The sequence below is a fragment of the Hydrogenophaga pseudoflava genome (assembly GCF_031020795.1).
GTDB classification, from domain to species: Bacteria; Pseudomonadota; Gammaproteobacteria; order Burkholderiales; family Burkholderiaceae_C; genus Hydrogenophaga; species Hydrogenophaga pseudoflava_A.
Genome location: NZ_JAVHJP010000007.1, coordinates 25,896 through 48,432 on the forward strand (window position 1 = coordinate 25,896; position 22,537 = coordinate 48,432).

The 22,537-nt window shown below is 70.8% G+C and carries 26 protein-coding genes; 9 read left to right on the top strand and 17 right to left on the bottom strand.

Annotation, left to right across the window (positions count from 1 at the left end; translation table 11 throughout):
• Positions 1–12 precede the first annotated feature (12 nt).
• The 5 genes from egtB to RCO38_RS20315 all read right to left on the bottom strand — a co-directional run bounded on the left by egtB (position 13) and on the right by RCO38_RS20315 (position 4,844).
• The gene (egtB, locus tag RCO38_RS20295; protein ID WP_308330261.1) at positions 13–1,332 is read right to left on the bottom strand and encodes an ergothioneine biosynthesis protein EgtB; all 1,320 of its coding nucleotides are present in this window, start codon (positions 1,330–1,332) and stop codon (positions 13–15) included.
• A gap of 125 nt (positions 1,333–1,457) precedes the next feature.
• Positions 1,458–2,285: a phosphonate ABC transporter, permease protein PhnE gene (gene phnE, locus RCO38_RS20300; RefSeq protein ID WP_308330262.1), complete on the bottom strand. Its 828-nt coding sequence runs from the start codon at positions 2,283–2,285 to the stop codon at positions 1,458–1,460.
• Positions 2,282–3,124 (bottom strand): PhnE/PtxC family ABC transporter permease, encoded by an 843-nt coding sequence (locus RCO38_RS20305; protein ID WP_308330263.1) that lies wholly within the window; start codon positions 3,122–3,124, stop codon positions 2,282–2,284. The genes phnE and RCO38_RS20305 overlap by 4 nt, the downstream gene beginning before the upstream one ends.
• 4 nt (positions 3,125–3,128) lie before the next feature.
• Positions 3,129–3,959: a phosphonate ABC transporter ATP-binding protein gene (locus RCO38_RS20310; protein ID WP_308330264.1), complete on the bottom strand. Its 831-nt coding sequence runs from the start codon at positions 3,957–3,959 to the stop codon at positions 3,129–3,131.
• Between the two features lie 18 nt (positions 3,960–3,977).
• Positions 3,978–4,844 carry a putative selenate ABC transporter substrate-binding protein gene (locus tag RCO38_RS20315; RefSeq protein ID WP_308330265.1) on the bottom strand — a complete coding sequence of 289 codons (867 nt, stop codon included), beginning with the start codon at positions 4,842–4,844 and terminating at the stop codon, positions 3,978–3,980.
• A 113-nt stretch (positions 4,845–4,957) separates the two neighbouring features.
• Here RCO38_RS20315 and egtD point away from each other — a divergent pair, with 113 nt between their 5' ends.
• Complete coding sequence (gene egtD / locus RCO38_RS20320) at positions 4,958–5,959, top strand: L-histidine N(alpha)-methyltransferase (protein ID WP_308330266.1); 1,002 nt, start codon at positions 4,958–4,960, stop codon at positions 5,957–5,959.
• A gap of 12 nt (positions 5,960–5,971) precedes the next feature.
• On the opposite strand, the gene senA is transcribed toward egtD, so the two are convergent.
• Entirely contained in the window at positions 5,972–7,210 is a 1,239-nt protein-coding gene (gene senA, locus RCO38_RS20325) for a selenoneine synthase SenA (RefSeq protein WP_308330267.1), read from the bottom strand.
• Between senA and senB the strand changes: the two genes are divergently transcribed.
• From senB to RCO38_RS20350, 5 genes are read left to right on the top strand one after another with little or no spacing between them, the layout of a single operon-like run.
• Positions 7,209–8,249, top strand: a complete 1,041-nt coding sequence (gene senB / locus RCO38_RS20330) for a selenoneine biosynthesis selenosugar synthase SenB (RefSeq protein ID WP_308330268.1) — start codon at positions 7,209–7,211, stop codon at positions 8,247–8,249. The genes senA and senB overlap by 2 nt on opposite strands.
• Entirely contained in the window at positions 8,246–9,319 is a 1,074-nt protein-coding gene (gene selD, locus RCO38_RS20335) for a selenide, water dikinase SelD (protein ID WP_308330269.1), read from the top strand. The genes senB and selD overlap by 4 nt, the downstream gene beginning before the upstream one ends.
• 27 nt (positions 9,320–9,346) lie before the next feature.
• Positions 9,347–9,730 carry an iron chaperone gene (locus RCO38_RS20340; protein WP_308330270.1) on the top strand — a complete coding sequence of 128 codons (384 nt, stop codon included), beginning with the start codon at positions 9,347–9,349 and terminating at the stop codon, positions 9,728–9,730.
• Positions 9,727–10,134, top strand: coding sequence for a polyhydroxyalkanoate granule-associated phasin (locus tag RCO38_RS20345; RefSeq protein ID WP_308330271.1), 408 nt, complete (start codon positions 9,727–9,729; stop codon positions 10,132–10,134). Before RCO38_RS20340 ends, RCO38_RS20345 begins: the two co-directional genes overlap by 4 nt.
• Entirely contained in the window at positions 10,131–10,826 is a 696-nt protein-coding gene (locus RCO38_RS20350) for a haloacid dehalogenase type II (protein WP_308330272.1), read from the top strand. Before RCO38_RS20345 ends, RCO38_RS20350 begins: the two co-directional genes overlap by 4 nt.
• 16 nt (positions 10,827–10,842) lie before the next feature.
• Here the strand turns inward: RCO38_RS20350 and RCO38_RS20355 are convergent, their stop codons facing one another.
• The 10 genes from RCO38_RS20355 to RCO38_RS20400 all read right to left on the bottom strand — a co-directional run bounded on the left by RCO38_RS20355 (position 10,843) and on the right by RCO38_RS20400 (position 19,086).
• Positions 10,843–11,196 carry a hypothetical protein gene (locus tag RCO38_RS20355; protein WP_308330273.1) on the bottom strand — a complete coding sequence of 118 codons (354 nt, stop codon included), beginning with the start codon at positions 11,194–11,196 and terminating at the stop codon, positions 10,843–10,845.
• Positions 11,197–11,266: 70 nt separating this feature from the next.
• Positions 11,267–11,659 (bottom strand): VOC family protein, encoded by a 393-nt coding sequence (locus RCO38_RS20360; RefSeq protein WP_308330274.1) that lies wholly within the window; start codon positions 11,657–11,659, stop codon positions 11,267–11,269.
• A 7-nt stretch (positions 11,660–11,666) separates the two neighbouring features.
• Positions 11,667–12,836: an FAD-dependent oxidoreductase gene (locus tag RCO38_RS20365; RefSeq protein WP_308330275.1), complete on the bottom strand. Its 1,170-nt coding sequence runs from the start codon at positions 12,834–12,836 to the stop codon at positions 11,667–11,669.
• A gap of 26 nt (positions 12,837–12,862) precedes the next feature.
• Positions 12,863–13,633 carry a DUF3047 domain-containing protein gene (locus tag RCO38_RS20370; RefSeq protein ID WP_308330276.1) on the bottom strand — a complete coding sequence of 257 codons (771 nt, stop codon included), beginning with the start codon at positions 13,631–13,633 and terminating at the stop codon, positions 12,863–12,865.
• Positions 13,630–15,792, bottom strand: a complete 2,163-nt coding sequence (locus tag RCO38_RS20375; protein ID WP_308330277.1) for an FAD-dependent oxidoreductase — start codon at positions 15,790–15,792, stop codon at positions 13,630–13,632. Before RCO38_RS20375 ends, RCO38_RS20370 begins: the two co-directional genes overlap by 4 nt.
• 9 nt (positions 15,793–15,801) lie before the next feature.
• On the bottom strand, positions 15,802–16,416 hold the full coding sequence (locus RCO38_RS20380; RefSeq protein WP_308330278.1) for a CDP-alcohol phosphatidyltransferase family protein: 615 nt from the start codon (positions 16,414–16,416) through the stop codon (positions 15,802–15,804).
• A gap of 94 nt (positions 16,417–16,510) precedes the next feature.
• Complete coding sequence (locus RCO38_RS20385; protein ID WP_308330279.1) at positions 16,511–17,017, bottom strand: DoxX family protein; 507 nt, start codon at positions 17,015–17,017, stop codon at positions 16,511–16,513.
• Complete coding sequence (locus RCO38_RS20390; RefSeq protein ID WP_308330280.1) at positions 17,014–17,871, bottom strand: DNA-binding domain-containing protein; 858 nt, start codon at positions 17,869–17,871, stop codon at positions 17,014–17,016. The genes RCO38_RS20385 and RCO38_RS20390 overlap by 4 nt, the downstream gene beginning before the upstream one ends.
• The gene (bufB, locus tag RCO38_RS20395) at positions 17,868–18,767 is read right to left on the bottom strand and encodes an MNIO family bufferin maturase (protein ID WP_308330281.1); all 900 of its coding nucleotides are present in this window, start codon (positions 18,765–18,767) and stop codon (positions 17,868–17,870) included. Before bufB ends, RCO38_RS20390 begins: the two co-directional genes overlap by 4 nt.
• Before the next feature lie 37 nt (positions 18,768–18,804).
• On the bottom strand, positions 18,805–19,086 hold the full coding sequence (locus tag RCO38_RS20400; protein WP_308330282.1) for a BufA1 family periplasmic bufferin-type metallophore: 282 nt from the start codon (positions 19,084–19,086) through the stop codon (positions 18,805–18,807).
• Between the two features lie 167 nt (positions 19,087–19,253).
• Here RCO38_RS20400 and RCO38_RS20405 point away from each other — a divergent pair, with 167 nt between their 5' ends.
• A complete protein-coding gene (locus RCO38_RS20405) occupies positions 19,254–19,835 on the top strand; it encodes a sigma-70 family RNA polymerase sigma factor (RefSeq protein WP_374694566.1) in 582 nt (193 codons plus the stop codon).
• Positions 19,832–20,038 carry a zf-HC2 domain-containing protein gene (locus RCO38_RS20410; protein WP_308330284.1) on the top strand — a complete coding sequence of 69 codons (207 nt, stop codon included), beginning with the start codon at positions 19,832–19,834 and terminating at the stop codon, positions 20,036–20,038. The genes RCO38_RS20405 and RCO38_RS20410 overlap by 4 nt, the downstream gene beginning before the upstream one ends.
• Positions 20,039–20,042: 4 nt before the next feature.
• On the opposite strand, the gene ftsY is transcribed toward RCO38_RS20410, so the two are convergent.
• Entirely contained in the window at positions 20,043–21,089 is a 1,047-nt protein-coding gene (gene ftsY / locus RCO38_RS20415; protein WP_308330285.1) for a signal recognition particle-docking protein FtsY, read from the bottom strand.
• Between the two features lie 29 nt (positions 21,090–21,118).
• Between ftsY and RCO38_RS20420 the strand changes: the two genes are divergently transcribed.
• Positions 21,119–22,528 carry a M16 family metallopeptidase gene (locus RCO38_RS20420; RefSeq protein WP_308330286.1) on the top strand — a complete coding sequence of 470 codons (1,410 nt, stop codon included), beginning with the start codon at positions 21,119–21,121 and terminating at the stop codon, positions 22,526–22,528.
• Positions 22,529–22,537 lie beyond the last annotated feature (9 nt).

Sequence of the window (22,537 nt, forward strand, 5' to 3'; positions counted from 1 at the left end):
CGCAGCGCTGTATCAGAGGTCCTTGGCCAGGCGCACACCGCTGAACTGCCAGCGCGCGTCGGTCGGGAAAAAGTTGCGGTAGCTGGCGCGGATGTGATCGCGCGGGGTGGCACACGAGCCGCCGCGCAGCACCATCTGGTTGATCATGAACTTGCCGTTGTATTCGCCCACGGCGCCGGTCCAGGGCCGGTAGCCGGGGTAGGGCAGGTAGGCGCTGGCGGTCCACTCCCACACGTCGCCGCCCATCTGCTGCAGACCCGGCTGGTCTGTGGCCAGGGGCAGCGGATGCAGGGCGCCGCTGTCCATGAAGTTGCCGTGCGCCTGCAGTCCGGCGCCCAGCGTCTGCGCCGCGTGTTCCCACTCGGCCTCGGTGGGCAGCCGGATCGGCTCGCCCTGCTGCGCGGCGCACCAGCGCGCGTAGGCGTCGGCCTCGAACCAGCCGATGTGCACCACCGGCGTGTGCGGGTCGATGGGTACGCGGCCGTGCAGGGTGAGGCAGGTCCAGTCGCCGTGCTGCGCGGGGCCGCCGCCCGCATTCTCGTCCTTGCGCCAGTACAGCGGTGCCTCGACGCGCTGCGCGCGCACCCAGTCCCAGCCCGCGGCCATCCACCAGCGCGGGTTGCTGTAGCCGCCGTCGTGCATGAAGGCCAGCCATTCGCCGTGCGTCACCGGCCGGTTCGCCAGCGCGTGCGGCGTGAGCAGCACGCTGTGGCGCGGGGTTTCGTTGTCGAAGGCGAAGCCGTCATCGTCCGCGTGTCCGATCAAGGCAGGGCCACCCTCGAAGGCCACCCAGCGCAGCGGGGCCGGCGCCACCGGCACCAGCGGCCAGTGCTCCCGGTAGACCGGGTCGGTGGGATTGCAGGCGAGCAGGTGCTTGATGTCGGTGAGCAGCAGCTCCTGGTGCTGCTGTTCGTGCTGCAGGCCCAGTTCCACCAGCGCGGTCAACTCGGGTGTGTCCCCTCGCGCGAGCAGGGCGGCGATGCGGCGGTCCACCTGCGCGCGGTAGGCCCGCACCCCGGCCATGCCGGGCCGCGTGACCAGGCCACGCTGGGGCCGCGGGTACTGGTCACCCACGCCCTGGTAGTAGCTGTTGAACAGCACGCGGAACGCCGGGTCGAAGGGCTGGAAGCCCGCCTCGAAGCGTTCGAGCACGAAGGTCTCGAAGAACCAGGTGGTGTGGGCCAGGTGCCACTTGGTCGGGCTCGCGTCCGGCATGGACTGCGCCTGGCAGTCGGCCTCGGACAGGGGGGCCGCCAGCGCCAGGGACTGGTCGCGCACGGACTGGTAGCGGCGCTGCAGCGGCGTGGCGAGGGCGGCGGGTGTGATGTTCATCCGGTGTTCCCCTTGCTGATGTCGCTGGCGGTGCGGCCCATGCCCTGTGGCCGCTGGTGCCAGCGGAGGTGATCGCCGTGCCCGGCATGGCGCGTGCCCGGGGCGTGCGGCGCCGTCGCCGAAGGTCAGCGCGTCATCCAGCGCCGCGCGCCCAGGCTGGCGGCGTCGACGAGCGCCACCAGCAGCAGCATCGCACACAGCACCGTGGCCGTCCTGGGCATGTGGAACAGGCCCATGTGGAAGGCCAGCAACTGGCCCAGGCCACCCGCGCCGACCACGCCCAGCACGGCGGCGGCACGGATGTTGTTCTCCCAGCGGTACAGCGTGTAGCTCAGCAGCTGCGGCAGCACCTGCGGGAGCGTGGCGTAGAGGAACACCCGGCCGTGGCCCACGCCCTGCGCGCGCAGCGCCTCGGCCGGGCCAGGGGGGGCGTTCTCCACCGCTTCGGCAAACAGGCGGCCGAGCACGCCCGTGGTGTGCAGCGCCAGCGCCAGCGTGCCGGCCAGCGGCCCAAGGCCGGCCGAGATGAGCAGCAGCGCGGCCCAGACCAGCTCGGGCACGCTGCGCAACGCGTTGAGCAGCAGGCGCGTGGGGGCGCGGGTCCGTGCCGTGTCGCCCGCGTGCAGCCGCGCGGCCGGCAGGGCCAGCGCCAGCCCGGCGACGGCGGCCAGCAGCGTGCCCACGGCCGACATGGCCAGCGTCTCCCACGCCGCCACGGTCACCTTGTGCAGGAAGGCGGACGAGGTCTCGGGCGGGAAGAACTCTCCCACGAACCGGCCCATGCTGGCCGCCGCCTCGGCCGAGAAGAACTGCGCCCACTGCAGGTCCAGGCTCCAGAAGCTGGCCACCACCAGCGCCAGCAGACCGACGGTGAACCAGCAGGCCTTGCAGCGCGCGTCGAACAGCGGCGGCGGCAGCCGGTAGGTGTCGTTGGCGGCGCGGGGCTGCTTCATCCGAGCACCTTCCGCAGCCAGGCGCTGGTGCGGTCGGCCAGCGCGACCAGGGCCATGAACACGAGCAGCATGGTCGCGACCTCGCCGCCGTTGAACATCTTCATCGAGTTGTCCATCTGCTGGCCCAGGCCGCCCGCGCCCACAAAACCGAGGATGACCGAGGAGCGGATCGCGCATTCCCAGCGGTAGACGGAGTAGCTGGTGAGTTCGGCCGCGCTGGCGGGCAGCAGGCCGTAGAAGAAGGCCTGCAGGCGGCCGGCGCCGTTGCGCAGCAGGGCCTGGGCCGGGTGCGTCTCGCCGCTCTCCAGGATCTCGCCATAGACCTTGCCCAGCATGCCGCCGTAGGTGAGGGCGATCGCCAGCACGCCCGCCGTGGGGCCGAGGCCGACCACGCGCACGAAGACCAGCGCCCACACCAGCTCGGGAATGCTGCGCAGCACGATCAGAGCCCAGCGCGCGAGCTGGCGCAGCCAGAACGGCCCGCGCGCCATGCGGCCCGACAGCGCCGAGACCGACAGCACCTGCGTGGACAGCAGCGCCAGCGGCACCGCGATCAGCAGCGCCAGCGTGACGCCCGCGGTGGCCATGGCCACGGTGCGCCAGGTCTCCCTCAGCACCATGGCGAGGAACTCGCCCGAATGCGCCAGCGGCCAGAAGCTGGCGATGAACTGGCCGCTCACGCGCAGGCTCTGTTCCTCGAACATCGCCCACGGCCTGAACTCGGTGGCCACCAGCAGCGGCCAGAGCAGCACCAGGCCGGCGCCGGCCCAGAACAGCCGCGGCAGCCAGGCCGGGTCGCGCGTGGGCGCGGTGTGCACAGGAAGGGTGGCGGCGCTCATCGGGTCAGCGGCAGTGCATCACCACGGGTTGTGGCGCCTGAACGGGTTCGGGCGACTCCGGCGCCTGACCCGTGAGCTCGTGCTCGTGCTGCGCGTACAGCGCGGCCAGGCGTTCGCGACCGACCTGCGCGGCCGGCAGGTCGAAGGCGATGGCGCCGTCGCGCAGACCGACGATGCGCGGGAAATGCGCCAGCGCCACGTCCACCTGGTGCAGCGTGGCGACCAGGGTGGTGCCGCGTTCGCGCGCGGCCGACAGCAGGGTGTCGATGGCCTGGCTGGCGCGGGTCGGGTCCAGGGCAGAGAGCGGTTCGTCGATCAGCCAGAGCGAGGCCGGCGAGAGCAGGGCACGCGCCAGACCCACGCGCTGGCGTTCGCCACCCGAGAGCCGGTCGACGCGCTCGAACAGCTTGTCGGCCAGGTCGAAACGGTCCAGCGCCTCGAACGCGGCGGGAATGTCCACCGGATAGAACAGGGAGCGCAGGCTCTGCCAGGTGCCCATCGCCGGCAGGCGGCCGGCGAGCACCGATGTGACCACGCGCTGGCGCGGCGGCAGCGGCGGCACCTGGGGCGCCAGGAACAGGCGGCCGCGCAGGCGCTGCAGCTCGGTGCGGGGCAGGTGCCAGGGCGACTGACCGTCCAGCTGCAGCACGCCGGCGCTGGGGGGCAGGGCGCCGGCCAGCAGTTGCAGCAGCGTGGTCTTGCCCGCGCCGCTGGGGCCGATCACCGCCACCTGCTCGCCCGCGGCGACCTGCAGCTCCAGCCCGCGCAGCGTGGGTGGGGTGCCGGGGCGTGCGGCCGGGTGCCGCGCCGTGGCGGCTTGCAGGGCGGCTTTCAAGTGTTCAGCCCCGTCCGGTCACAGCAGCTCGGCGCTGCGCGCGGCGGCCTCGATGCCACGGTAGTTCTCGGCCTTGGTCGGCACGAACTTCGTGGCGCGCTGCAGCTCCAGGATTTCCTTGCCTTCGGGCGTGGCTTTGGAGAGCGAGAGCAGGGCGTCGGCCAGCTTCTGGCGCGTGGCGGCCGGCATGTCGGCGTGCACCGTCCAGTTGTAGTCGTAGTAGGGCGGGGTGGTGTAGAAGACCTTGACCTTCTCGGTGTCCACCTTCTTCTCGGCCACGAACTTGTCCCACACCGAGATGTTCAGCGCGCCGGCCTGCACCTTGCCCGAGGCCACGGCGGCAATGGTCGCGTCGTGCGCGCCACTGAAGGCCACGCGCCTGAAGTCCTTTTCGGGGTTCAGTCCGGCCTGCAGCAGGAAGCTGCGCGGCATCAGGTGGCCGCTGGTGGAGCTTTGCGAGCCGAAGGACACGTCCTTGCCCTTGAGGTCGCCCAGGGCCTTGATGGCGGGGTCGCTGGTGATGAAGACCGACTTGAATTTCTCGTCTTCCTCGCGTTGCACCAGCGGGACCATCTTGCCGCCGGAGCGCACGTGGGCCTGCACGAAGGTGAAGCCGCCGAACCAGGCCAGGTCGACCTTCTTGTTGACCAGGGCTTCGACCGAAGCGGCGTAGTCGGTGACCGGCGTGAACTCGACCTTCATGCCCAGCTTGGCTTCGAGGTACTTCATCAGCGGCGCGGCCTTGCGCGCCAGCTCGGTGGGCGATTCGTCGGGAATGGCGGTGACCCGGAACACCGTTTGCTGCGCATGGGCGAGCGGGGTGAGGGTCGTGGAGGCGAGCACGGCGCAGGTCAAAAGTGCGCGGCGGGTGCGGGAGATGGTCATGGGTTATCCGATCAAGAGGGACAAAGAGCGGCTATTACACCTGAAGACCGGCGCCGTCGTGGCCGGGAGCGGTTTATAAAACGGGTCCCCGCTGCCCATCCACCGGAGAACCCATGTTGCTCACCGCCGCGCCGCAGTTCGTGCAGATCCACCAGAGCGACGACGCGGCCCTGCGTGCGGAGCTGGCAGCGGGGCTGCTGGCCGAGCCCGCGCGGGCGGCGCCCAAGTTCTTCTACGACGCGCTGGGCTCGCGCCTGTTCGACGCCATCACCGAGCTGGCGGAGTACTACCCCACCCGCACCGAGGCGGCCATCTTTGCGGCCCATGGCGCCGCCATGGCGCAGCAGGTACCGCCGCGCGCAGTGCTGGTGGACCTGGGCGCCGGCAGCTGCGCCAAGGCCGCGCGGCTGTTCCCCGTGCTGCGGCCCGGGGCCTATGTGGCGGTGGACATTTCGGTGGACTACCTGCGGGACGCCATGGCGCAGCTGCAGCAGCGGCACCGCCAGCTGCCCATGCTGGGCCTGGGCCTGGACTTCTCGGCGCGGCTGGCGCTGCCGCCGGCCGCGGCGGACTGGCTGGAGCGGCACGACCTGGCGGCGGCGCCGCGCTGTCTGTTCTACCCCGGCTCCAGCATCGGCAACTTCGGCCCCGGCGAGGCCCTGGCCCTGCTGCGCCAGGCGCGTGAGATGTGCGCGGCCGGCGGTCCGGGCGGCGGGATCCTCATCGGCGTGGACCGCGTGAAGGACAAGGCCGTGCTCGAGCCCGCTTATGACGATCCGCTGGGTGTGACGGCGGCCTTCAACCGCAACCTGCTGCTGCATGTCAACACCCTGCTGGGCAGCGACTTCGCGCCCGCGCGCTGGCGCCACGTGGCTTTCTACGACGAGGCCGCCTCGCGCATCGAGATGCATCTCGCGTCGGACGGTGCGCAGACCGTGCGCTGGCCCGGCGGCGCGCGCCACTTCGCGGACGGCGAGCGCCTGCACACCGAGCACTCGTACAAGTGGACGCCAGAAGCCTTCGAGGCCCTGCTGCGCGAAGCCGGCTTTGGCGCGGCCACGCACTGGACCGACGGGCGCGGCTGGTTCAGCGTGTTCTGGGCGCCCGCGGCGTGAACGTGGCGGCGCTCAGGCCAGCGCGACCGAGCGGAACCCGGCCAGGATGTCGTTGCGTTCGGGCGTGAAGTAGTTGCGGTACTGCGGGTGGCGCATGCGCGGCACGGTGAAGGCGCTGGCGCCCTTGAGCACCGGCCGGCCGTCGAACCAGGGGCGGGAGTAGTCCACGTAGGGGTGCGGCACGAAGCCGGGATAGGGCGCGAAGGGGCTGGCCGTCCATTCCCAGACCTCGCCCCAGCGGAAGCCGGGCCGCTGCGCGGCCACTTCCCACTCGGCCTCGGTCGGCAGCCGCCGCCCGGCCCAGGCGCACCAGGCCTGCGCCTCGAAGGCGCTGAGGTGGCTGGCCGGCGCGGACAGGTCCAGCGCCTGCCACCGGCCGAAGCGCTGCTGTTCCCAGCCTTGCGGCGTGCGGCGCAGGTGGCGCGGCGCCTGCCGCTCCTGCGAGAGTCGCCAGATCCAGCCTGGCGCGCTCCAGAAGCGGCGCTGCGCATACGAGCCGTGTTCGACGAAGGGCAGGAACCGGGCCCAGCTCACGGGCTGCGCGTCGATCTCGAAGGCCGCGACGGGCACCGCGTGCGGTCCGAGTTCGTTGTCGAAGGCGAAGCCGGGGCCGCTGCGGCCCAGGGTCCAGGTGGTGGCGTCGATGTCCAGAAAGCCGGTCGCATGCGCGCCGCGACCGGTCTGCGGCAAGCGGACCACAGGGTCGAAACCCAGCGTCTGCGCCATGTACATCGCGGCCTCGGCGTGCATGTCCTCGTGGAACAGCGCGAGCCGGAAGAAGTACAGGCCCTGGTCGTCCTCGGGAGCGTGCTCCAGCAGGGCCAGCGTGTCGGCCAGGCTGGCGGCGAGGTCGGCGCGCACCGCGTCGGCATCCGGCAGGTCCAGCTGCCAGCGGCGGTCGTGTGGCACTTCGCTGGAGTTGTAGAGCGCGTCGGCGTCCACCCCCCGGGCGGCCTGGCGCGCCGGGCGGCGCGGCACGGCAGGGTCGGCCGCCACACCGCGCCCGCGCTGCGGGTTGCGCGCCAGCCACCAGTCCGCGAACCAGCCGATGTGGCCCAGCTCCCAGAGCGGCGGGTTGAGCTCGGGCGTGCAGGGAACACGCAGGTCCGGGCCCAGCGCGGCCTGCGAGGCTCCGAACAGCGCCATGCTGCGTTCGCGTGCGTCGGTCAGCGCCTGCGCCAGCAGCGCCTTGCCACCGCAGCGCGCGGTCTCGGCTTCGGACACAATCGCGGGGCTCTGTGGTCCTGTCATGAAAAAACCTTCCCTGTGTCTCGTGACGCCGGCGCTGGCCGATGCCAACAACGGCAACTGGCAGACCGCGCGCCGCTGGGCGCGCATGCTTGGCGGGCATTATGAGGTTCGACTGGCCGCACAGTGGCCCGATCGCGGCACGCCCGACGATGGCACGGACCTGCTGCTCGCGCTGCACGCGCGCCGCTCGGCCGCCAGCGTGGCCGCGTGGGCCCAGGCCCATCCGCACCGCCCGCTGGTGCTCGCACTCACCGGCACCGACCTCTACCGCGACATCCGGACGGACGCCAGCGCACAGCGCTCGCTGGCGCTGGCGCACCGCCTGATCGTGTTGCAGGCGCTGGCGCCGCTGGCCCTGCCCGAGGTCCATCGTGGCAAGTGCCATGTGGTGTTCCAGTCGAGCACGCGGCGCCAGGCCCTGGACAAAACGCGCGCGCATCTGCGTGCCGTGGTGGTGGGGCACCTGCGCGAGGAGAAGTCGCCGCAGACCGTGTTGGAGGCCGCGCGCCTGCTGCACCCCGACGAGGGCATCCTGATCGACCACATCGGCAACGCCCTTGATCCGGCGCTGGCCGATCTGGCGCGGGCCACGGCCGCCGCCTGCCCGCACTACCGCTGGCTCGGTGGCCAGCCGCACGAGGCCACGCGCCGCCGCATCCAGCGCGCCCACCTGCTGGTCCACCCCAGCCGCATGGAAGGCGGCGCCCACGTGATCATGGAAGCCGCGCTGTCCGGCACACCGGTGCTGGCCTCGCGCATGGACGGCAATGTGGGCATGCTGGGGCCCGACTACGGCGGCTATTTCCCGGTCGGTGATGCGGCGGCGCTGGCGGCGCGGCTGCGCGAATGCCGCAGGGACATCGCCGATGGGAGCGGCGCCCTGGCCGCCCTGCACGCACAATGTTCGGCCAGAGCGCCGCTGTTCGAACCCGCGGCCGAGCGCGCCGCCCTGTTGCGGGCGCTGGCTGGCCTGCGGCAGGAGCGGCCGGCCCGGCCCGATCCATCGATGAGTACCAGTCCACCACGGAGATCCGAATGAACGCCCCGTCCACGCCCGCCCACACCCAGCCCCGCCTCACCAGCCTCTCGCACGGCGGCGGCTGCGGCTGCAAGATCGCCCCCGGCGTGCTCAGCGAAATCCTCAAAGGCACCAGTGCCATGCCCATTCCCAAGGAGCTGCTGGTGGGCATCGAGACCGCCGACGACGCGGCCGTCTACCAGCTCAACGACGAGCAGGCGCTGATCGCCACCACCGACTTCTTCATGCCCATCGTCGACGACCCGTTCGACTTCGGCCGCATCGCCGCCACCAACGCCATCAGCGACGTCTACGCCATGGGCGGCACGCCCATCATGGCGCTGGCCCTGGTGGGCATGCCGATCAGCGTGCTCAGCACCGAGACCATCGGCAAGATCCTCGAAGGCGGCCGCGCCGTCTGCAGCGCCGCCGGCATCCCGATTGCGGGCGGCCACACCATCGATTCGGTCGAGCCCATCTACGGCCTGGTGGCGCTTGGCCTGGTGCACCCGAAGCGCGTCAAGCGCAATGCGGACGCGAAGGTGGGCGACCGCCTGGTGCTGGGCAAGCCGCTGGGGGTGGGCGTGCTGTCGGCCGCGCTGAAGAAAGACGCGCTCAGCGCCGACGGTTACGCGCAGATGATCGCGAACACGACGAAGCTCAACACCCCCGGACCGGACCTCGCGGCCATCGACGGCGTGCACGCGCTCACGGACGTGACCGGCTTCGGTCTGGCCGGCCACGCGCTGGAAATGGCGCGCGGTTCGGACACCACGGTGAGGCTCGACATGGCCTGCGTGCCCTTGATCGGCGGGGTGCGCGAGCTGGCCGCGCAGGGCCTGGTGACGGGCGCCAGCGGCCGCAACTGGGCCGCCTACGGTGGCGAGGTGCGGCTGGGCGACGGCCTGCAGCCGGTGGACCAGGCCCTGCTGACCGACCCGCAGACCAGCGGCGGCCTGCTGGTGGCCTGTTCGGCCGACGCGGTGGACCAGGTGCTGGCGGTGTTCCGCCGCCACGGCTTCGAGGCCGCGGCCGAGGTGGGCGAGATCGTGCCGGCGCAGGCCGGTGGTGTGCGGCTGCAGGTGGCCTGAGCGACCTGCACAGCCGAGGCGTGAACAATGGGACCGGCCTTCGCTGACCACGCCGCCTACCTCGCGGCCTTGCCGGAGGACGTGCAGCCGGTGCTGCGCGAGATCCTGGCGCGCGTGCAGGCACTGATTCCCGGCGCGCGGCCCTGCATCAGTTACCGGATGCCGGCCTTTCGCGCCGGACCGGGCCAGGGCCGGGTGTTTTTCTATGCGGCGGCTTTCAAGCGCCACGTCGGCGTCTACCCACCGGTCGCCGACGACGCGGCACTGGTGGCCGAGCTCGCGCCCTGGCGCAATGAGAAGGGCAACCTAGCGTTTCCGCTGAACCGGCCCATGCCGCTGAACCTGATCGACCGAGTGGCCCTCGCGCTGCATGCCCAGTACGTTTCTGTTCCCTCGGAAGGACCATCATGAGTCGCCGAAATCTCAAGACCGCCAGCACCCTCGGGCGCAAGACCATCGAAACCGCCTGGGTGGTGCCGCAGGTGATGGCCCACCGCATCCACCGCATGGCCGCGGCCGGTGCCCGGCCGTCCCGCCGCGACCAGAAAGAGTTCGCCGGCATGGTGGCCGAGAAGCAGCAGGCCTTTGTGCTCTCGTGGATGGCCATGACGACCGAGTCGCTGCGCCTGCAGCAGCAGATCTGGTCCTCGCTGTGGACGGTCGGTCTCGCGCCCTGGCCGCGCAAGCAGGCGGCGTCGCTGACGGCGACCCGGCGCATGCAGTCGGTGGCGGTTGCCATCGCCGAAAAAGGCCTGGCCCCGGTGCACCGCAAGGCGGTGTCCAACGCGAAGCGGCTGTCGAAGGTGCGTCTGTGACGGCGCCCCGCGTCCTGGTTTTCGACATCTTCGGCACCGTCGTCGACTGGCACGGCTCCATCGTGCGTGAGGTGCAGCAACGCTTTCCGCAGGTGGACGCCGACGCCTTCGCACTCGCCTGGCGTGCGGGCTACCAGCCGGCGATGGAAGCGGTGCGCTCGGGCGGGCGCGGCTTCGTGAGGCTCGATGTGCTGCACCGCGAGATCCTCGACCGCCTGCTGCCGCGCTTCGGCCTCGAAGCGCTGGGCGAGGCCGAACGTGCCAACCTCAACCGCGTCTGGCACCGGCTCGCGGCCTGGCCCGACAGCGTGGCCGGACTCACGCGGCTCAAGTCGCGCTTCACCATCTGCAGCCTCTCGAACGGCAACCTGGGCCTGCTGACCGACATGGCCAAGGCGGCCGGTCTGCCGTGGGACTGCGTGCTCAGCGCCGAGGTGTTCCGCGCCTACAAGCCCGACCCGCGCGTCTACCTTGGCGCGGCCGGGGTGTTCGAGGCCGACCCCTGCGAAGTGATGATGGTCGCGGCCCACCACGACGACCTGGCCGCCGCCCGCGCCTGCGGCATGCAGACCGCGTACATCGAACGCCCGCTGGAGTTCGGCGCGGCCCATCCCAAGGACGTGTCGGCCCAACCGGGCAACACCTGGCACGCGAAGAACCTGCTGCACCTGGCCGACCAGCTGGCTTGCTGAGCGACCCCCGCTCCGTTCAGTACGGCGACAGCGACGCCTTGATCTGCCGGATGGTGGAGACGTCGCCCAGGAACACCTGGATCACGTCCTTCTCGGCCGGCGTCAGGTCCTTGCTCTCCAGCAGCTTCGTCTTTTTCACGATCAGCTCCAGCGCCTCGGCCAGGTGGCCGATCTGCCGGCCGTAGCTGCCCACCCGTTCCAGCGCCGCCTGTTCCACGGCGGGGTTGGACGAGGTGCCGAGGTTGACGTTGAACAGGTGGAACTGCCAGTTCGGCAGGATGGGTTGGGTGAGCGCGCTGGGCGCCATTTGCCAGGTGAGGGGAACGGTGACTTGCTGCGGCATGGTGCGCTCCATTGGACGGGACGACATGGTGCAAGCAGAAACGGTGCCTCGGCCGTTGCCCGTGTCCCCCGCACGGAGGATGCGGGGTGAACCGGTGTCAGGCGCCGACCGGCGTGCACAACTCCACCAGAAGACCGTCCGGGCAGCGCACATAGGACACCACCTGGCCCCAGGGCTTCTGCGACGGCGGCGCCATCTCGCGCGCGCCGGCCGCCACCGCCCGGGCGTGCGCGGCCGGCACATCGTCCGTGACCAGCGCAATCTCGAAACCCAGCGGCTGGGCCGAGCTGTCGGCATGCACGTGGCCGCCGGCGAAGTTCATGTCACCGAGTTCGTGGGCGGCGAACGACAGCGTGGTCTCTCCGGTGTCCAGCTCGCCATAGGTGCCGCTCTCGTGCAGGAAGCGGCGCTTGAAACCGAACGCCTGCTCGAAGAAGGTCAGCGAGGCGGCGACGTCCGGGACGTAGGTGATGGTGTAGCCGAGTTTCATGGCGTGCTCATGCGGTGGGCTGAAGGTACTTCGCCATGAAGGCGCGGTCAATGTGGTCTTTCCAGCGCCAGATCCAGCCGCCTTCGGCGTGCAGCGGCCCCCAGCTGGCGATGGCGTGGCCGGCGCCACAGGAGATCAGGTTCAGCGTGTGGGCAGGCGGGTGGTGCGGCTTGAATGGCCGACCTTCGTGGGCCGCGAGCAGGTTCTCGGCCAAGGGCGGACCGGCGCGCACCGCGTAGACGCCGTTGCGGGGGTGCGGCCGGTCGGCGCGGGCACACACGTCGCCTGCGGCGAACACCTCGGGGTGGCTGGTGCTCTGCTGGAACTCATTGACCAGCACATGCCCCGATTCGCTCAGGGCCAGGCCGCTGCCTTGCAGCCAGGCGGGCGCGTGGGCACCGATGGCGAGCATGGGCACGTCGCAGGCCAGTTCGCTGCCGCTGCCCAGCTTCACCACGCCCGGCGCCAGCCCGACGCAGGTGTCGCGCAGCACGGTGATGTCCAGCCGCCTGAGCCGACGCAGCACACGCGCCTGCAGGCCGGTGGGGTAGCTGGCGGCTGGCTCCACGCCGCCGGTGATGAGGGTGAAGCGGGCACCAGGCGCCCCGCGGGTGCGCAGGCACTGCTCGGCCGCAAACAGCAGTTCCAGCCCGGCCGCGCCGGCGCCGATCACGGCCACCGACAGCGCCCGCGCCTGCGCCTGTTCCAGCACCTGGGGCCAGAGCGAGGCAAAGACCTCGATGGGCCGCACGATCAGCGCGTTGGCCGCCGCACCGGGCATCTCGTTCTCCAGCCGCGGGCGGTCGATCACCGGGCCGGTGTCGATGGAGAGCAGGTGGTAGGGCAGGTCGGGCGGCAGGATCTCGTCCTGCGAACGGCTCTGGCCGGCCGGGCTCAGGCGCACCCGCCTGCCGGTGGCATCGATGCCGCTGCAGCGCGCGCGCACCCACTTGGCGCCCGCGGCCCGCAGCAGCGGCTCCAGCGGTATCTGGCAGTCGGACTCGCTGTATCGGCCCGCCACCAGGCCCGGCACCATGCCGCTGTAGGTCTGGTGGGGGTAGGGCGTGACGACCGTGATGTCCAGATCGGCCGGCCGCTGCTGCGCCAGCCGCGACAGCACATGGACATGGGCGTGCCCGGCGCCGAGCAGCAGCAGCTTCTTGATTCCGTGGTGCATGGGCCCCGATGTTACGGGGTGTGACATCAGGGGCCGGAGGCGGTCCAGCGCAGGTCGGCCACCCAGCCGCTGCTGCGGCTGGCGGTGTTGTCGCTGTCGGCGCCGATCAGCACCGTGGCGACCATGGGCAGCTCGCCGCGCGGCGACTGCGCACCCTGTGGCAGTTCGTCGCCGAAGAGGGTGATGAAGTCCTGCGCGAGATCCCGGCTCTCCGTGACCCACTGGCCTGTTGGTGTTTCATCGCCACGCAGGCTGATGTAGCGCACGCGCCGGGAGTAGGGGTTGGCGCCCTGCAGGCCGGCGGCGTGGCCGGTGTCCCACACGTAGCAGACCGTGGCCGCGGGCAGCGCTTCGCCGCTGACACTGCGCGCGATGCGCAGCACCGTGCGTTCGACAAAAGGCACGCGCTCCAGCGGGTGATCGAACATGGCGCAGACCTTGAGAGCGGCGTCGTCGCCCGCCTTGGTCGTCAGGTCCGGCTTGGCCTGCCCGCCGGAGAGCGGCTGGTCCAGCCGCCAGCGCCACTGCAGGCGTGCGGGCGGCGCGTCCTTCAGGTCGTGCACCAGGGTGCCGTAGGACGACGCGGTGACGACCTTCACCCCGGCCTGGCCCTCGACCTGGCCGGCCTCGATGAGCGTGGGCGGGATCTGGGCCTTCTGCTTCGGGAAGCCGACGTAGCGCCAGCCGGGGTGCAGTGCGCCGTTGGCCTGGGTCAGCGGCGGCAGGGTCTGCGCCTGCGCACCCGCCAGCGCGCCCGTCAGTGCCGTGATGTGCAAGGCCGTGGTCCAGGCGTTCATGTGCGCTTCCAGTCGTGGTACTTCTGGACCCAGGCCAGCAGCCGGTGCGGCTGGTGGGCCCGCTTCCATTCGCCGGCCGCGTACTTGTTGGCCTCGGCCAGCGTGGGGTAGGTGTGGATGGTGCCCAGGAGCTTGTTCAGGCCCAGGCCGTGCTTCATGGCCAGCACGTATTCGGCCAGCAGGTCGCCCGCCTGCGTGCCGACGATGGTCACGCCCAGGATGCGGTCCTTGCCCGGCACGGTCAGCACCTTGACGAAGCCGTGGGCCTCGCTGTCCGCGATGGCGCGGTCGAGGTCGTCGATGCCGTAGGTCGTGACCTCGTAGGGGATGTTCTTCTCTTTCGCTTCCTGCTCGTTCAGGCCAACGCGCGCCACCTCGGGGGCGATGAAGGTGGCCCAGGGGATGACCGAGTAGTCGGCCTTGAACTTCTTGAAATCGCCGAACAGCGCGTTCACCGCCGCGTACCAGGCCTGGTGCGCGGCCACATGGGTGAACTGGAACGGCCCGGCGACGTCGCCCGCGGCGTAGATGTTGGGGTAGATGGTCTGCAGGTACTCGTTGGTCTCGACGGTCTTGCTGGTCGGGATGCCCAGTTCCTCCAGCCCGTAGCCGGTGAGCCGCGCCACGCGGCCGACGGCGCACAGCAGCTGGTCGAAGGCGATGCGCTGCTCGGTGCCGCCATGCGCCACCACCAGCGTCTTTTCGCCGTTCACGGCCTCGCAGCGCAGCGCCTTGTGGCCCGTCAGCACGGTTACGCCGTCGGCTTCGAGCGCCGCCTTCGCGAGCGCGGACACCTCCTCGTCCTCTCGGACCATGAGGCGCGGCGCCATCTCCACCTGCGTCACCTGTGCACCCAGCCGCGCAAAGGCCTGCGCCAGTTCGCAGCCGATGGGCCCGCCGCCCAGCACCACCAGGCGCTTCGGGACCTCGTCGAGCTGGGCAAATTCGTCCCACAGCGTGTCGCTGGTGACATAGCCCACGTCGTCCAGGCCGGGCAGCGGCGGCACGAAGGGGCGCGCGCCGGCGGCGATGACGATGCTGCGCGCGGTCAGGCGCTGCGTCCCGCCACTGTTGAGCGCGATCTCCACGGTCCACGGGTTCACCAGCTTCGCGTGGCCCTGCAGCACCTCCACGCCCAGGCCGGTGTAGCGCTCCACGCTGTCGTGCGGAGCGATGGCCTGTATGACGTCATGGATGCGCTGCATCACCGCCTTGAAGCTGAACGCGGGCGTGGCGTCGGTGAGGCCGTAGTGCGAGGCATGGCGCATCTGGTGCGCCAGCTTGGCGCTCCTGATCAGCGCCTTGCTCGGCACGCAGCCGTAGTTCAGGCAGTCGCCGCCCATCTTGTGCGCCTCGATCAGCGTCACCTTGGCCTTCACCGCAGCGGCGATGTAGGCCGAGACCAGGCCACCTGCACCCGCGCCGATCACGATCAGGTTGCGGTCGAACGTCGTCGGACGCACGCTGGCCCACTTCGCATACACCTTGCGCTGCTGCACCGCTTCGACCACCTTGCGCGCGATCAGCGGGAACAGGCCCAGCAGCACGAAGCTGCCCAGCAGGCCGGGGCTGACGATGCCCTGCAGCGATTCCAGCTGGCCCAGCTGCGTGCCCGCGTTCACGTACACGGCGGTGCCGGCCAGCATGCCCAGTTGGCTGACCCAGTAGAAGGTCCAGGCCTTCATCGTCGTGAGGCCCATCAGCAGGTTGATGACGAAGAAGGGCACCACCGGGATCAGGCGCAGCGTGAACAGGTAGAAGGCACCGTCCTTCTCGATGCCCTTGTCCACCTCGGCCAGGCGCTGGCCGAAGCGGCGCTGCACGCTCTCGCGCAGCAGAAAGCGCGCAGTGAGAAAGGCCAGCGTGGCGCCGATGCTGGAAGCGAACGACACCAGCAGCAGACCCCAACCCAGGCCGAAGATGGCGCCGCCGGCCAGCGTGACGATGGTGGCGCCGGGCAGCGAGAGCGCGGTGACCGCCACGTAGACGAGGAAGTAGCCGGCGGCCAGGGCCAGCGGTTGCTGCTCGCGCAGCGCCGCGAAACGGGCCTGGCTCTCCTTGAGGAAGTCGAGGCTGAAGAAGCGGCCGAGGTCGAAGGCGAAGAAGGCGGCGATGCCGATCAGCACGGCCACCAGAAGCAGGAGTTTGCGCAGGTTCATGGCTGGTCCTCAGGCGCCGTCGCGCAGCCGCTGCCAGCCCCAGCCGATGCGCAGCGCCGCGGTGAGGGCGCACAGCGCGGCGAAGCCGCAGGCAAGGGCGGGAAACGCCGCTGGCCAGAGGCACATGGCGGCGAAGGCCGCGATGGTCTCGGTCGCTTCGGTCAGGCCACCGAGAAAGTAGAGGCTCTTGCCCGGCAGAGCGGTGTCGGTGAGGCCGCGCTTCTCCGCAAGTGCGGCGAAGGCCAGGAAGCTGCTGCCGGTGCCGATGAAGCTGGCCAGCAGCACGGCGGCGGGCAGTGCGTTGGCCGCGGGGTCTGCGAAGGCAAAGCCCAGCGGGATCGCGGCGTAGAACAGGAAGTCCAGCGTGATGTCCAGGAAGCCGCCGCGGTCGGTGGGCGCCGAGGCGCGCGCCACCGCACCGTCCAGCCCGTCGAGCAGGCGCGAGAGCAGCAGCAGCGCCAGCCCCGCCACGAACTGCCGCCCACCGATGGCCAGCGCAGCCGCCATGCCCGTGACAAAGCCGGCCAGCGTGACCGCGTCGGCGCCCACGCCCAGACGCACCAGCACCGCGCCCGCGCGCCCCAGGGCCGGTCGCAGGGCCTGCTGGAGGGCCTTATCCAGCATGGTGGCCTGATGGGGTGGAGAAGGGGGGCGCGGACAGGTCTGCCAAGCGGGGCTCCAGGCGGCGGGGACGTTCGGTGGGGTCCCCTGCGCGAGCTTACCTGTTCACGGTCGCGCGCAGCGGCTGCGCGGCCGGAGACCCCAGCCAGCGGGCCAACCGCGGCTGGAGCCACAGACCGTCCACCGACCAGCGGCCAACGCCGTACAGCGCCAGAGCGGCCAGCAGCACGCCCCAGGTGATGTGCTGCTGCAGCGCGGCCGGCGCGATCTCGGACAGGCTGAGCACCGCCACTGCGTTGACGACGCTCAGGCCCAGCGCCGCAAAGCGTCCGGCCAGGCCGAGCAGCAGCATCAGCGGCAGCACGAGCTCGCCCGCGGTGCCCATGACCGCCGCCAGACCGGGCGAGAGCAGGGGCACCCGGTATTCCTCGGTGAACAGCAGCAGCGTGGTGTCCCAGTCGCGCAGCTTGGTCAGGCCGGAGAGGAAAAACACCTGGGCCAGGTAGGCCCGGGCGAGCAGCGCGGCCAGCGGTCGTGCGCTGTCCAGGACGTCGGTGACGGTGTTCCAGAGGTTCAGGCCGCGTTGCAGCAGGGTCGCGTTCATGGGGTCATCTCCAGGTGGGTGACGGGGTCGGTCAGGCGCTGCACGCCGATGACCAGCCCGTCGGTGACGGCGGCGGTGAGCCAGGCCGGGAAGTCGAAGGACGGGGGCTCCGTGTCGGCGGCGCAGGCCGCGTCGAGGGCCGAGGGCAGGTCGGCGCCGCCCAGCAGCGCCTGCACCAGCGCGGCGGCGGCAGGCCCCATGGCCGCGATGTGCGGACGCAGGCCCTGCCGCCACACCAGCGCGTGCTCGCCCCGCTGCTCGCGCAGCCGCTGGGCCGCCTCGGTCAGACTGGGCCGGCCGTGCAGGTGGGCCGTGACCAGGCTGGCGACCGGGTAGCGGCTGCCCACCACGCTGGTGCCTGGGCTGAGCGTGAGGGCAAGGCCCTGCGGGTCTTCCCTGGCCAGTCGCACAAAGCTGGCCGGGTTGGGGTCGGCGTCGGCGGCGCTGGCGGCGCGGTGCAGCGCCCATTCGGCGCGCGCGACGTCGGCCAGGTAGGGCACGTCGCTCAGCTGCGCGTTGTGCTGCACAAAGACGGGCAGGGCGTCGCCCCACTGCGCGAGATCGCCGCGGCTCGGCGGGTGGCTGTGCCAGAGATCGCGCGAGAGCAGCGCGAAATTCTGCTCGCCGAGCATCGCGGCGATCACCGGGTAGGCGGCCTGCAGCGCGCGCTCGGCCATGGCGTGGCCGTTGCTGCGGTAGGCCGCGAGGCCCCGCGCGGTCTGGGCGTGCCGCACATCAAGCTGCGCGTTCAGGCGCGCGTCGGCCGTGTGCCGGTCATTGCCCGGACGCGCGAACAGGGCGCCCAGCAGAAGCTGCTGTTGCTGCGCCAGCGTGAGGGAGTCCGGGGTGCTCATGCGGCGACCGTCTGTTGGTCGGTGGCCGGGGCCAGCACCTGCGCCGCGGCCTCGCGGGCGTGGGCGGCCTCAGCTAGCAGCACGGCCAGTTCAGGCACGTCCGTGTCCCATTCGATCAGGGTGGGCACGGCACCGAAGCGGCCGATGGCGTGGCGGTACAGCGCCCAGACCCGTTCGTCGACGCGGCTGCCGTGGTCGTCGATCACGATGTCGCCGCAGTGTCGGTGGCCGGCGAGGTGGAGCTCAGCGACATGGTGCGGCCCGATGGCGTCCAGCCAGCGCCGGCACGCGCCCACCGGATCGCTGTGCTCGCTACGCAGCTGGGCGTTGAGGGCGTTCACGAAGACGTTGTTCACGTCGACCAGCAGGCCGCAGCCGCTGCGCCGCGCGAGCGTGTTGAGGAAATCGGGCTCGTCCATCTCGGCGCCGCGCCACTGCACATAGGCCGAGAGGTTCTCCACCGCGATGGGGCGGCCCAGGCGGTCCTGCACGCGCTGCACGTTCGTGCACATGGCATCGAGCGCCGCGCGGCTCAGCGGCACGGGCAGCAGGTCGGCGGCGTGAAGCGCCGCACCCCGCGCGAAGCTGGCGTGGTCGCTGACACGGACCGGATCGATGGCCTGGACCAGCCGGGCCAGTTGTGCCAGATGCCACTCGTCGACACCCTGTGCCGAGCCCAGCGACAGGCCCACGCCGTGCAGGCTCACCGCGTACCGCTCCCGGCCCTCGCGCAGCACCGCGAGCGCGGCACCACCGGGGGAGAAGAAGTTCTCCGAATGGACTTCCAGGAAGTCAAGGGCTGGCTGCTGTTCCAGCAGCGCCGCATAGTGGGGGTGCCGCCAGCCGATGCCCACCTCGGGCGCTGCGGCAGAAGGCCGATGAGCGGGCGTGGTCATGGTGGCGGACTTGCAGAGTGTGATCGCCGGCTGCGGATCAGGACTTCTTCATGCCCATCTTGGCCTCGTCCATCGACAGGCCGCCCATGGTCTTGCAGGTGCCTGCGGCGACGTACTTCCACTCGCCCTTGTCGTTGTCGGCCTTGGACTGGCCGGCGCAGGAGTGCGTGCCGGAGAGGTTGGCGCAATCGTTCTGCCCGGCCTTGGCGATGCCGAAACATTTTTCCTTGGCCGCGTCCTGGGCCAGGGCGGGGCCGGACAGCAGCGCCAGCGACATCAGCGAGGCGGCGGCGGTGGAGATCATGGTGCGTTGGTTCATGGAAGGGACTCCTGTTGGGTTGAGGTTCAACCGCCAGGCTGTGTGGTTGGCACCAGGCGGTTGCGTGTCTGTCTGTCGGGTCTTCCGGTTCTTACACGCCGCACAAAAATATTTCTCGTTCCTCCGTGGGTCGGTTCCTTACACTCGCAGCGAATCGCCCAATGGCCATGACCCAGAACCCGCCCAACTTCGAGACCCAGGTGGCCGAGTGCCGCACCTACCTGCTGCGTTTTGCGCGCCTGCAGCTGCGCAACGACGCATGGGCCGAGGACGCCGTTTCCGAAACCTTGCTGGCCGCGCTGGCCAGGCCGCAGGCGTTCGAGGGCCGTTCCCAGATGCGCACCTGGCTGGTGGGCATCCTCAAGCACAAGATCATCGACATCCTGCGCCAGCGCCAGCGCGAGGTGACGCTGGACAGCGGCTCGGACGACGACAGCGCCGATCCGCTGGAGCACATGGCCTTCAAGGCCGACGGTCACCACGCCCAGATGCCGGCCGACTGGGGCGATCCCGAGCAGTCGCTGGGCAGCCGCCAGTTCATGGCCGTGCTCAACGCCTGCGCTGAAAAGCTGCCGCCGGTGCAGGGACGTCTGTTCCTGATGCGCGAATGGCTGGAGCTCTCCAGCGACGAGATCTGTAAGGAACTGGGGCTGACGCCGACCAACCTCTATGTCCAGCTCCACCGGGCCCGCCTGCGCCTGCGGGAGTGCCTGGAACTGAACTGGTTTGGACGAGCACACACGACATGAAGGCCGCTTACCCGTTTCGCCGCACCTGCAAGGAGGCCACCGCACTGATGGTGGCCCGTGAAGACCGCCAACTGCCGTGGATAGACCGCATCGGGCTGCGCCTGCATTTGCTGATGTGCAAGGCCTGCCCCAAGTTCGAACGCCAGATGCTGACCATGCGCAACGCGATGAAGCAGTGGCGTGGCTACACCGAAGACGAATAGGCGTTCAGTTCAGCAGGGCCTGCGCAAATTCGCGCGCGCTGAAGGTTTCCAGGTCTTCGAGTTTTTCACCGACACCGATGAAGTAGATCGGCACCGGCCGCTCGCGCGCGATGGCGCAGACCACGCCGCCCTTGGCCGTGCCGTCGAGCTTGGTGATGACCAGACCCGTGAGCTGCAGCGCTTCGTCGAAGGCCTTGACCTGTGTCAGCGCGTTCTGGCCGGTGTTGCCGTCGATGACCAGCAGCACCTCGTGCGGCGCCGTGCCGTCGGCCTTCTGCACCACGCGCTTGATCTTCCTGAGTTCCTCCATCAGGTGCAGCTGCGTCGGCAGGCGGCCGGCCGTGTCCACCAGCACCACGTCGCGGCCACGCGCCTTGCCGGCGCTGACCGCGTCGAAGCTCACGGCCGCCGGGTCGCCGCCTTCCTGCGTCACGATTTCCACCGTGTTGCGGTCGGCCCAGACGGCCAGCTGCTCGCGCGCGGCGGCGCGGAAGGTGTCGGCCGCGGCCAGCAGCACGCTGGCGCCTTCGTTGGCCAGGTGGCGCGTGAGCTTGCCGATGGAGGTGGTCTTGCCCGCGCCGTTGACCCCCGCGACCATGATCACGGTCGGCTTGTGCTCGCCGATCACCAGCGGCTTCTGCAGCGGCGCAAGCAGGTCGGCAATCGCGTCGGCCAGCAGGCCCTTGACGGCCGCCGGATCGGTGGTCTTCGACTCCTTGACGCGGCGCTTGAGATCGGCCAGCAGGTGCTCGGTGGCTTTCACGCCAGTGTCGGCCATGAGCAGCGCGGTCTCCAGCTCCTCGTAGAGCGCGTCGTCGATCTGCGTGCCGGTGAAGACGGTGGCGATGCTTGAACCGGTCTTGCGCAGGCCGGCCTTGAGCTTGTCCAGCCAGCCCTTGCGTTCGGGCGCCGCAGGCGGGGCCGGTGGACTGAACACTGTGGGCACCGTGGCCTGGGGGACGACCGGTGCCGCCGGGGCGGGCGCGGCGGCTGGGGCCGGTTCAGGTGCCGGTGCGGGGGCGGGCGGTTTTTTTCGGAAGAACGAGAACATGTTTCAATCTTTGGAATCCACAGGATTCTATGAAACGAGCTTTTTCCTCCCTGATGCGGGGTCTGCTGTCGCTGGCCCTGTTCTGGTCCGCCGCCGCGTCCGCCTCCGAAGCCGCCCGGACCTACACCCTCTCCAACGGCATGACCCTGCTGGTGCAGCCCGACCGGCGGGCGCCCACCGTGGTGCACATGCTGTGGGTGCGGGTGGGCTCGATGGACGAGGTGGACGGCACCTCGGGCGTGGCCCATGTGCTCGAACACATGATGTTCAAGGGCACGCCCAGTTTGGCGCCGGGCGAGTTCTCCCGCCGCGTGGCGGCGCTGGGCGGCCGCGAAAACGCCTTTACCAGCCGCGACGCCACCGCCTACCACCAGCAGGTGCCCGCGCGCCATCTGGAGGCGGTGATGCGGCTGGAGGCCGACCGTTTCGTGAACAACCGCTGGAGCGACGACGAGTTCCGGCGCGAGATCGAGGTGGTGAAGGAGGAGCGGCGCCAGCGCACCGAGGAGTCGCCGCGGGCGCGCATGTTCGAGGCCTTCGGTGCCATGGCGCTGCAAGCGCATCCGTACCGCCGGCCGGTGGTCGGCTGGATGAGCGACCTGGACGCGATGACGCCGCAGGACGTGCGCGACTTCCACCGCCGCTGGTATGTGCCGGGCAACGCCGCCGTGGTGGTGGCGGGTGATGTGGAGCCTGACCGGGTGCGCGCGCTGGCGGAGTCCATTTACGGCCGCATCCCCGCCCGCGCGCTGCCCGAACGCAAGCCGCGCGACGAACCGCCGCAGACCGGGGTGCGGCGCATGGAGTACCGCGCCGCGACCGAGCAGGCCATGGTCGCCCTGGCCTGGCCCATGCCGCGCCTGAAGGACCCCGACGCCCGCGATGAGGGATCTCGCGATGCGCTGGCGCTGGTCGTGCTGTCCGCGCTGCTCGACGGCTACAGCGGCGCCCGGCTGGACCGGGCGCTGGTGCAGGGCGCGGGTGGTGTCCGGCTGGCGGACAGCGCGGGGGCTGGGTTTGGGCCGCTGGGACGCGGTCCGGCGCAGTTCACGTTGACCGCGGTGCCGTCGGCGGGGGTGGCCGTGGCCGAGGTCGAGAAAGCGCTGCGCGCCGAGCTGGACCGGATCGCGCGCGAGGGCGTGGGCCAGGCCGAGCTGCAGCGGGTCAAGACCCAGTGGGCCGCGGGCGAAATCTACAAACTCGACTCGGTCTACAACCAGGCGCAGGAGTTGGGCACCTGGTGGATCAACGGGCTCGGCCCCGGCAGCGCGGCGCGCCTGATGGATGCCTTGCGAGGCGTCACGGCCGAACAGGTCCGTTCGGTGGCTCAGCGCCTGTTTTCCGACGAGCGCCTGAGCGTGGCCGTGCTCGTGCCCGACCCGTCGCAGCGCAGCGCTCCGGCCAGGACAGGCCCCCGGCCCGCCCTGGGCCGCCACTGACACCCGGTG

Excerpts from the sequence above, each read along its gene's own strand:
- RCO38_RS20340 (WP_308330270.1), top strand. The coding sequence starts at position 9,347 with ATGGGACCGGCCTTCGCTGACCACGCCGCCTACCTCGCGGCCTTGCCG.
- ftsY (WP_308330285.1), bottom strand. The coding sequence starts at position 21,089 with ATGTTCTCGTTCTTCCGAAAAAAACCGCCCGCCCCCGCACCGGCACCT.
- RCO38_RS20360 (WP_308330274.1), bottom strand. The coding sequence starts at position 11,659 with ATGAAACTCGGCTACACCATCACCTACGTCCCGGACGTCGCCGCCTCG.
- RCO38_RS20380 (WP_308330278.1), bottom strand. The coding sequence starts at position 16,416 with ATGCTGGATAAGGCCCTCCAGCAGGCCCTGCGACCGGCCCTGGGGCGC.
- RCO38_RS20305 (WP_308330263.1), bottom strand. The coding sequence starts at position 3,124 with ATGAGCGCCGCCACCCTTCCTGTGCACACCGCGCCCACGCGCGACCCG.
- RCO38_RS20365 (WP_308330275.1), bottom strand. The coding sequence starts at position 12,836 with ATGCACCACGGAATCAAGAAGCTGCTGCTGCTCGGCGCCGGGCACGCC.
- RCO38_RS20345 (WP_308330271.1), top strand. The coding sequence starts at position 9,727 with ATGAGTCGCCGAAATCTCAAGACCGCCAGCACCCTCGGGCGCAAGACC.
- RCO38_RS20315 (WP_308330265.1), bottom strand. The coding sequence starts at position 4,844 with ATGACCATCTCCCGCACCCGCCGCGCACTTTTGACCTGCGCCGTGCTC.
- RCO38_RS20370 (WP_308330276.1), bottom strand. The coding sequence starts at position 13,633 with ATGAACGCCTGGACCACGGCCTTGCACATCACGGCACTGACGGGCGCG.
- RCO38_RS20385 (WP_308330279.1), bottom strand. The coding sequence starts at position 17,017 with ATGAACGCGACCCTGCTGCAACGCGGCCTGAACCTCTGGAACACCGTC.
- phnE (WP_308330262.1), bottom strand. The coding sequence starts at position 2,285 with ATGAAGCAGCCCCGCGCCGCCAACGACACCTACCGGCTGCCGCCGCCG.
- egtD (WP_308330266.1), top strand. The coding sequence starts at position 4,958 with ATGTTGCTCACCGCCGCGCCGCAGTTCGTGCAGATCCACCAGAGCGAC.
- RCO38_RS20390 (WP_308330280.1), bottom strand. The coding sequence starts at position 17,871 with ATGAGCACCCCGGACTCCCTCACGCTGGCGCAGCAACAGCAGCTTCTG.
- senB (WP_308330268.1), top strand. The coding sequence starts at position 7,209 with ATGAAAAAACCTTCCCTGTGTCTCGTGACGCCGGCGCTGGCCGATGCC.
- selD (WP_308330269.1), top strand. The coding sequence starts at position 8,246 with ATGAACGCCCCGTCCACGCCCGCCCACACCCAGCCCCGCCTCACCAGC.
- egtB (WP_308330261.1), bottom strand. The coding sequence starts at position 1,332 with ATGAACATCACACCCGCCGCCCTCGCCACGCCGCTGCAGCGCCGCTAC.
- RCO38_RS20375 (WP_308330277.1), bottom strand. The coding sequence starts at position 15,792 with ATGAACCTGCGCAAACTCCTGCTTCTGGTGGCCGTGCTGATCGGCATC.
- RCO38_RS20405 (WP_374694566.1), top strand. The coding sequence starts at position 19,254 with ATGACCCAGAACCCGCCCAACTTCGAGACCCAGGTGGCCGAGTGCCGC.
- senA (WP_308330267.1), bottom strand. The coding sequence starts at position 7,210 with ATGACAGGACCACAGAGCCCCGCGATTGTGTCCGAAGCCGAGACCGCG.
- RCO38_RS20410 (WP_308330284.1), top strand. The coding sequence starts at position 19,832 with ATGAAGGCCGCTTACCCGTTTCGCCGCACCTGCAAGGAGGCCACCGCA.
- bufB (WP_308330281.1), bottom strand. The coding sequence starts at position 18,767 with ATGACCACGCCCGCTCATCGGCCTTCTGCCGCAGCGCCCGAGGTGGGC.
- RCO38_RS20420 (WP_308330286.1), top strand. The coding sequence starts at position 21,119 with ATGAAACGAGCTTTTTCCTCCCTGATGCGGGGTCTGCTGTCGCTGGCC.
- RCO38_RS20400 (WP_308330282.1), bottom strand. The coding sequence starts at position 19,086 with ATGAACCAACGCACCATGATCTCCACCGCCGCCGCCTCGCTGATGTCG.
- RCO38_RS20355 (WP_308330273.1), bottom strand. The coding sequence starts at position 11,196 with ATGTCGTCCCGTCCAATGGAGCGCACCATGCCGCAGCAAGTCACCGTT.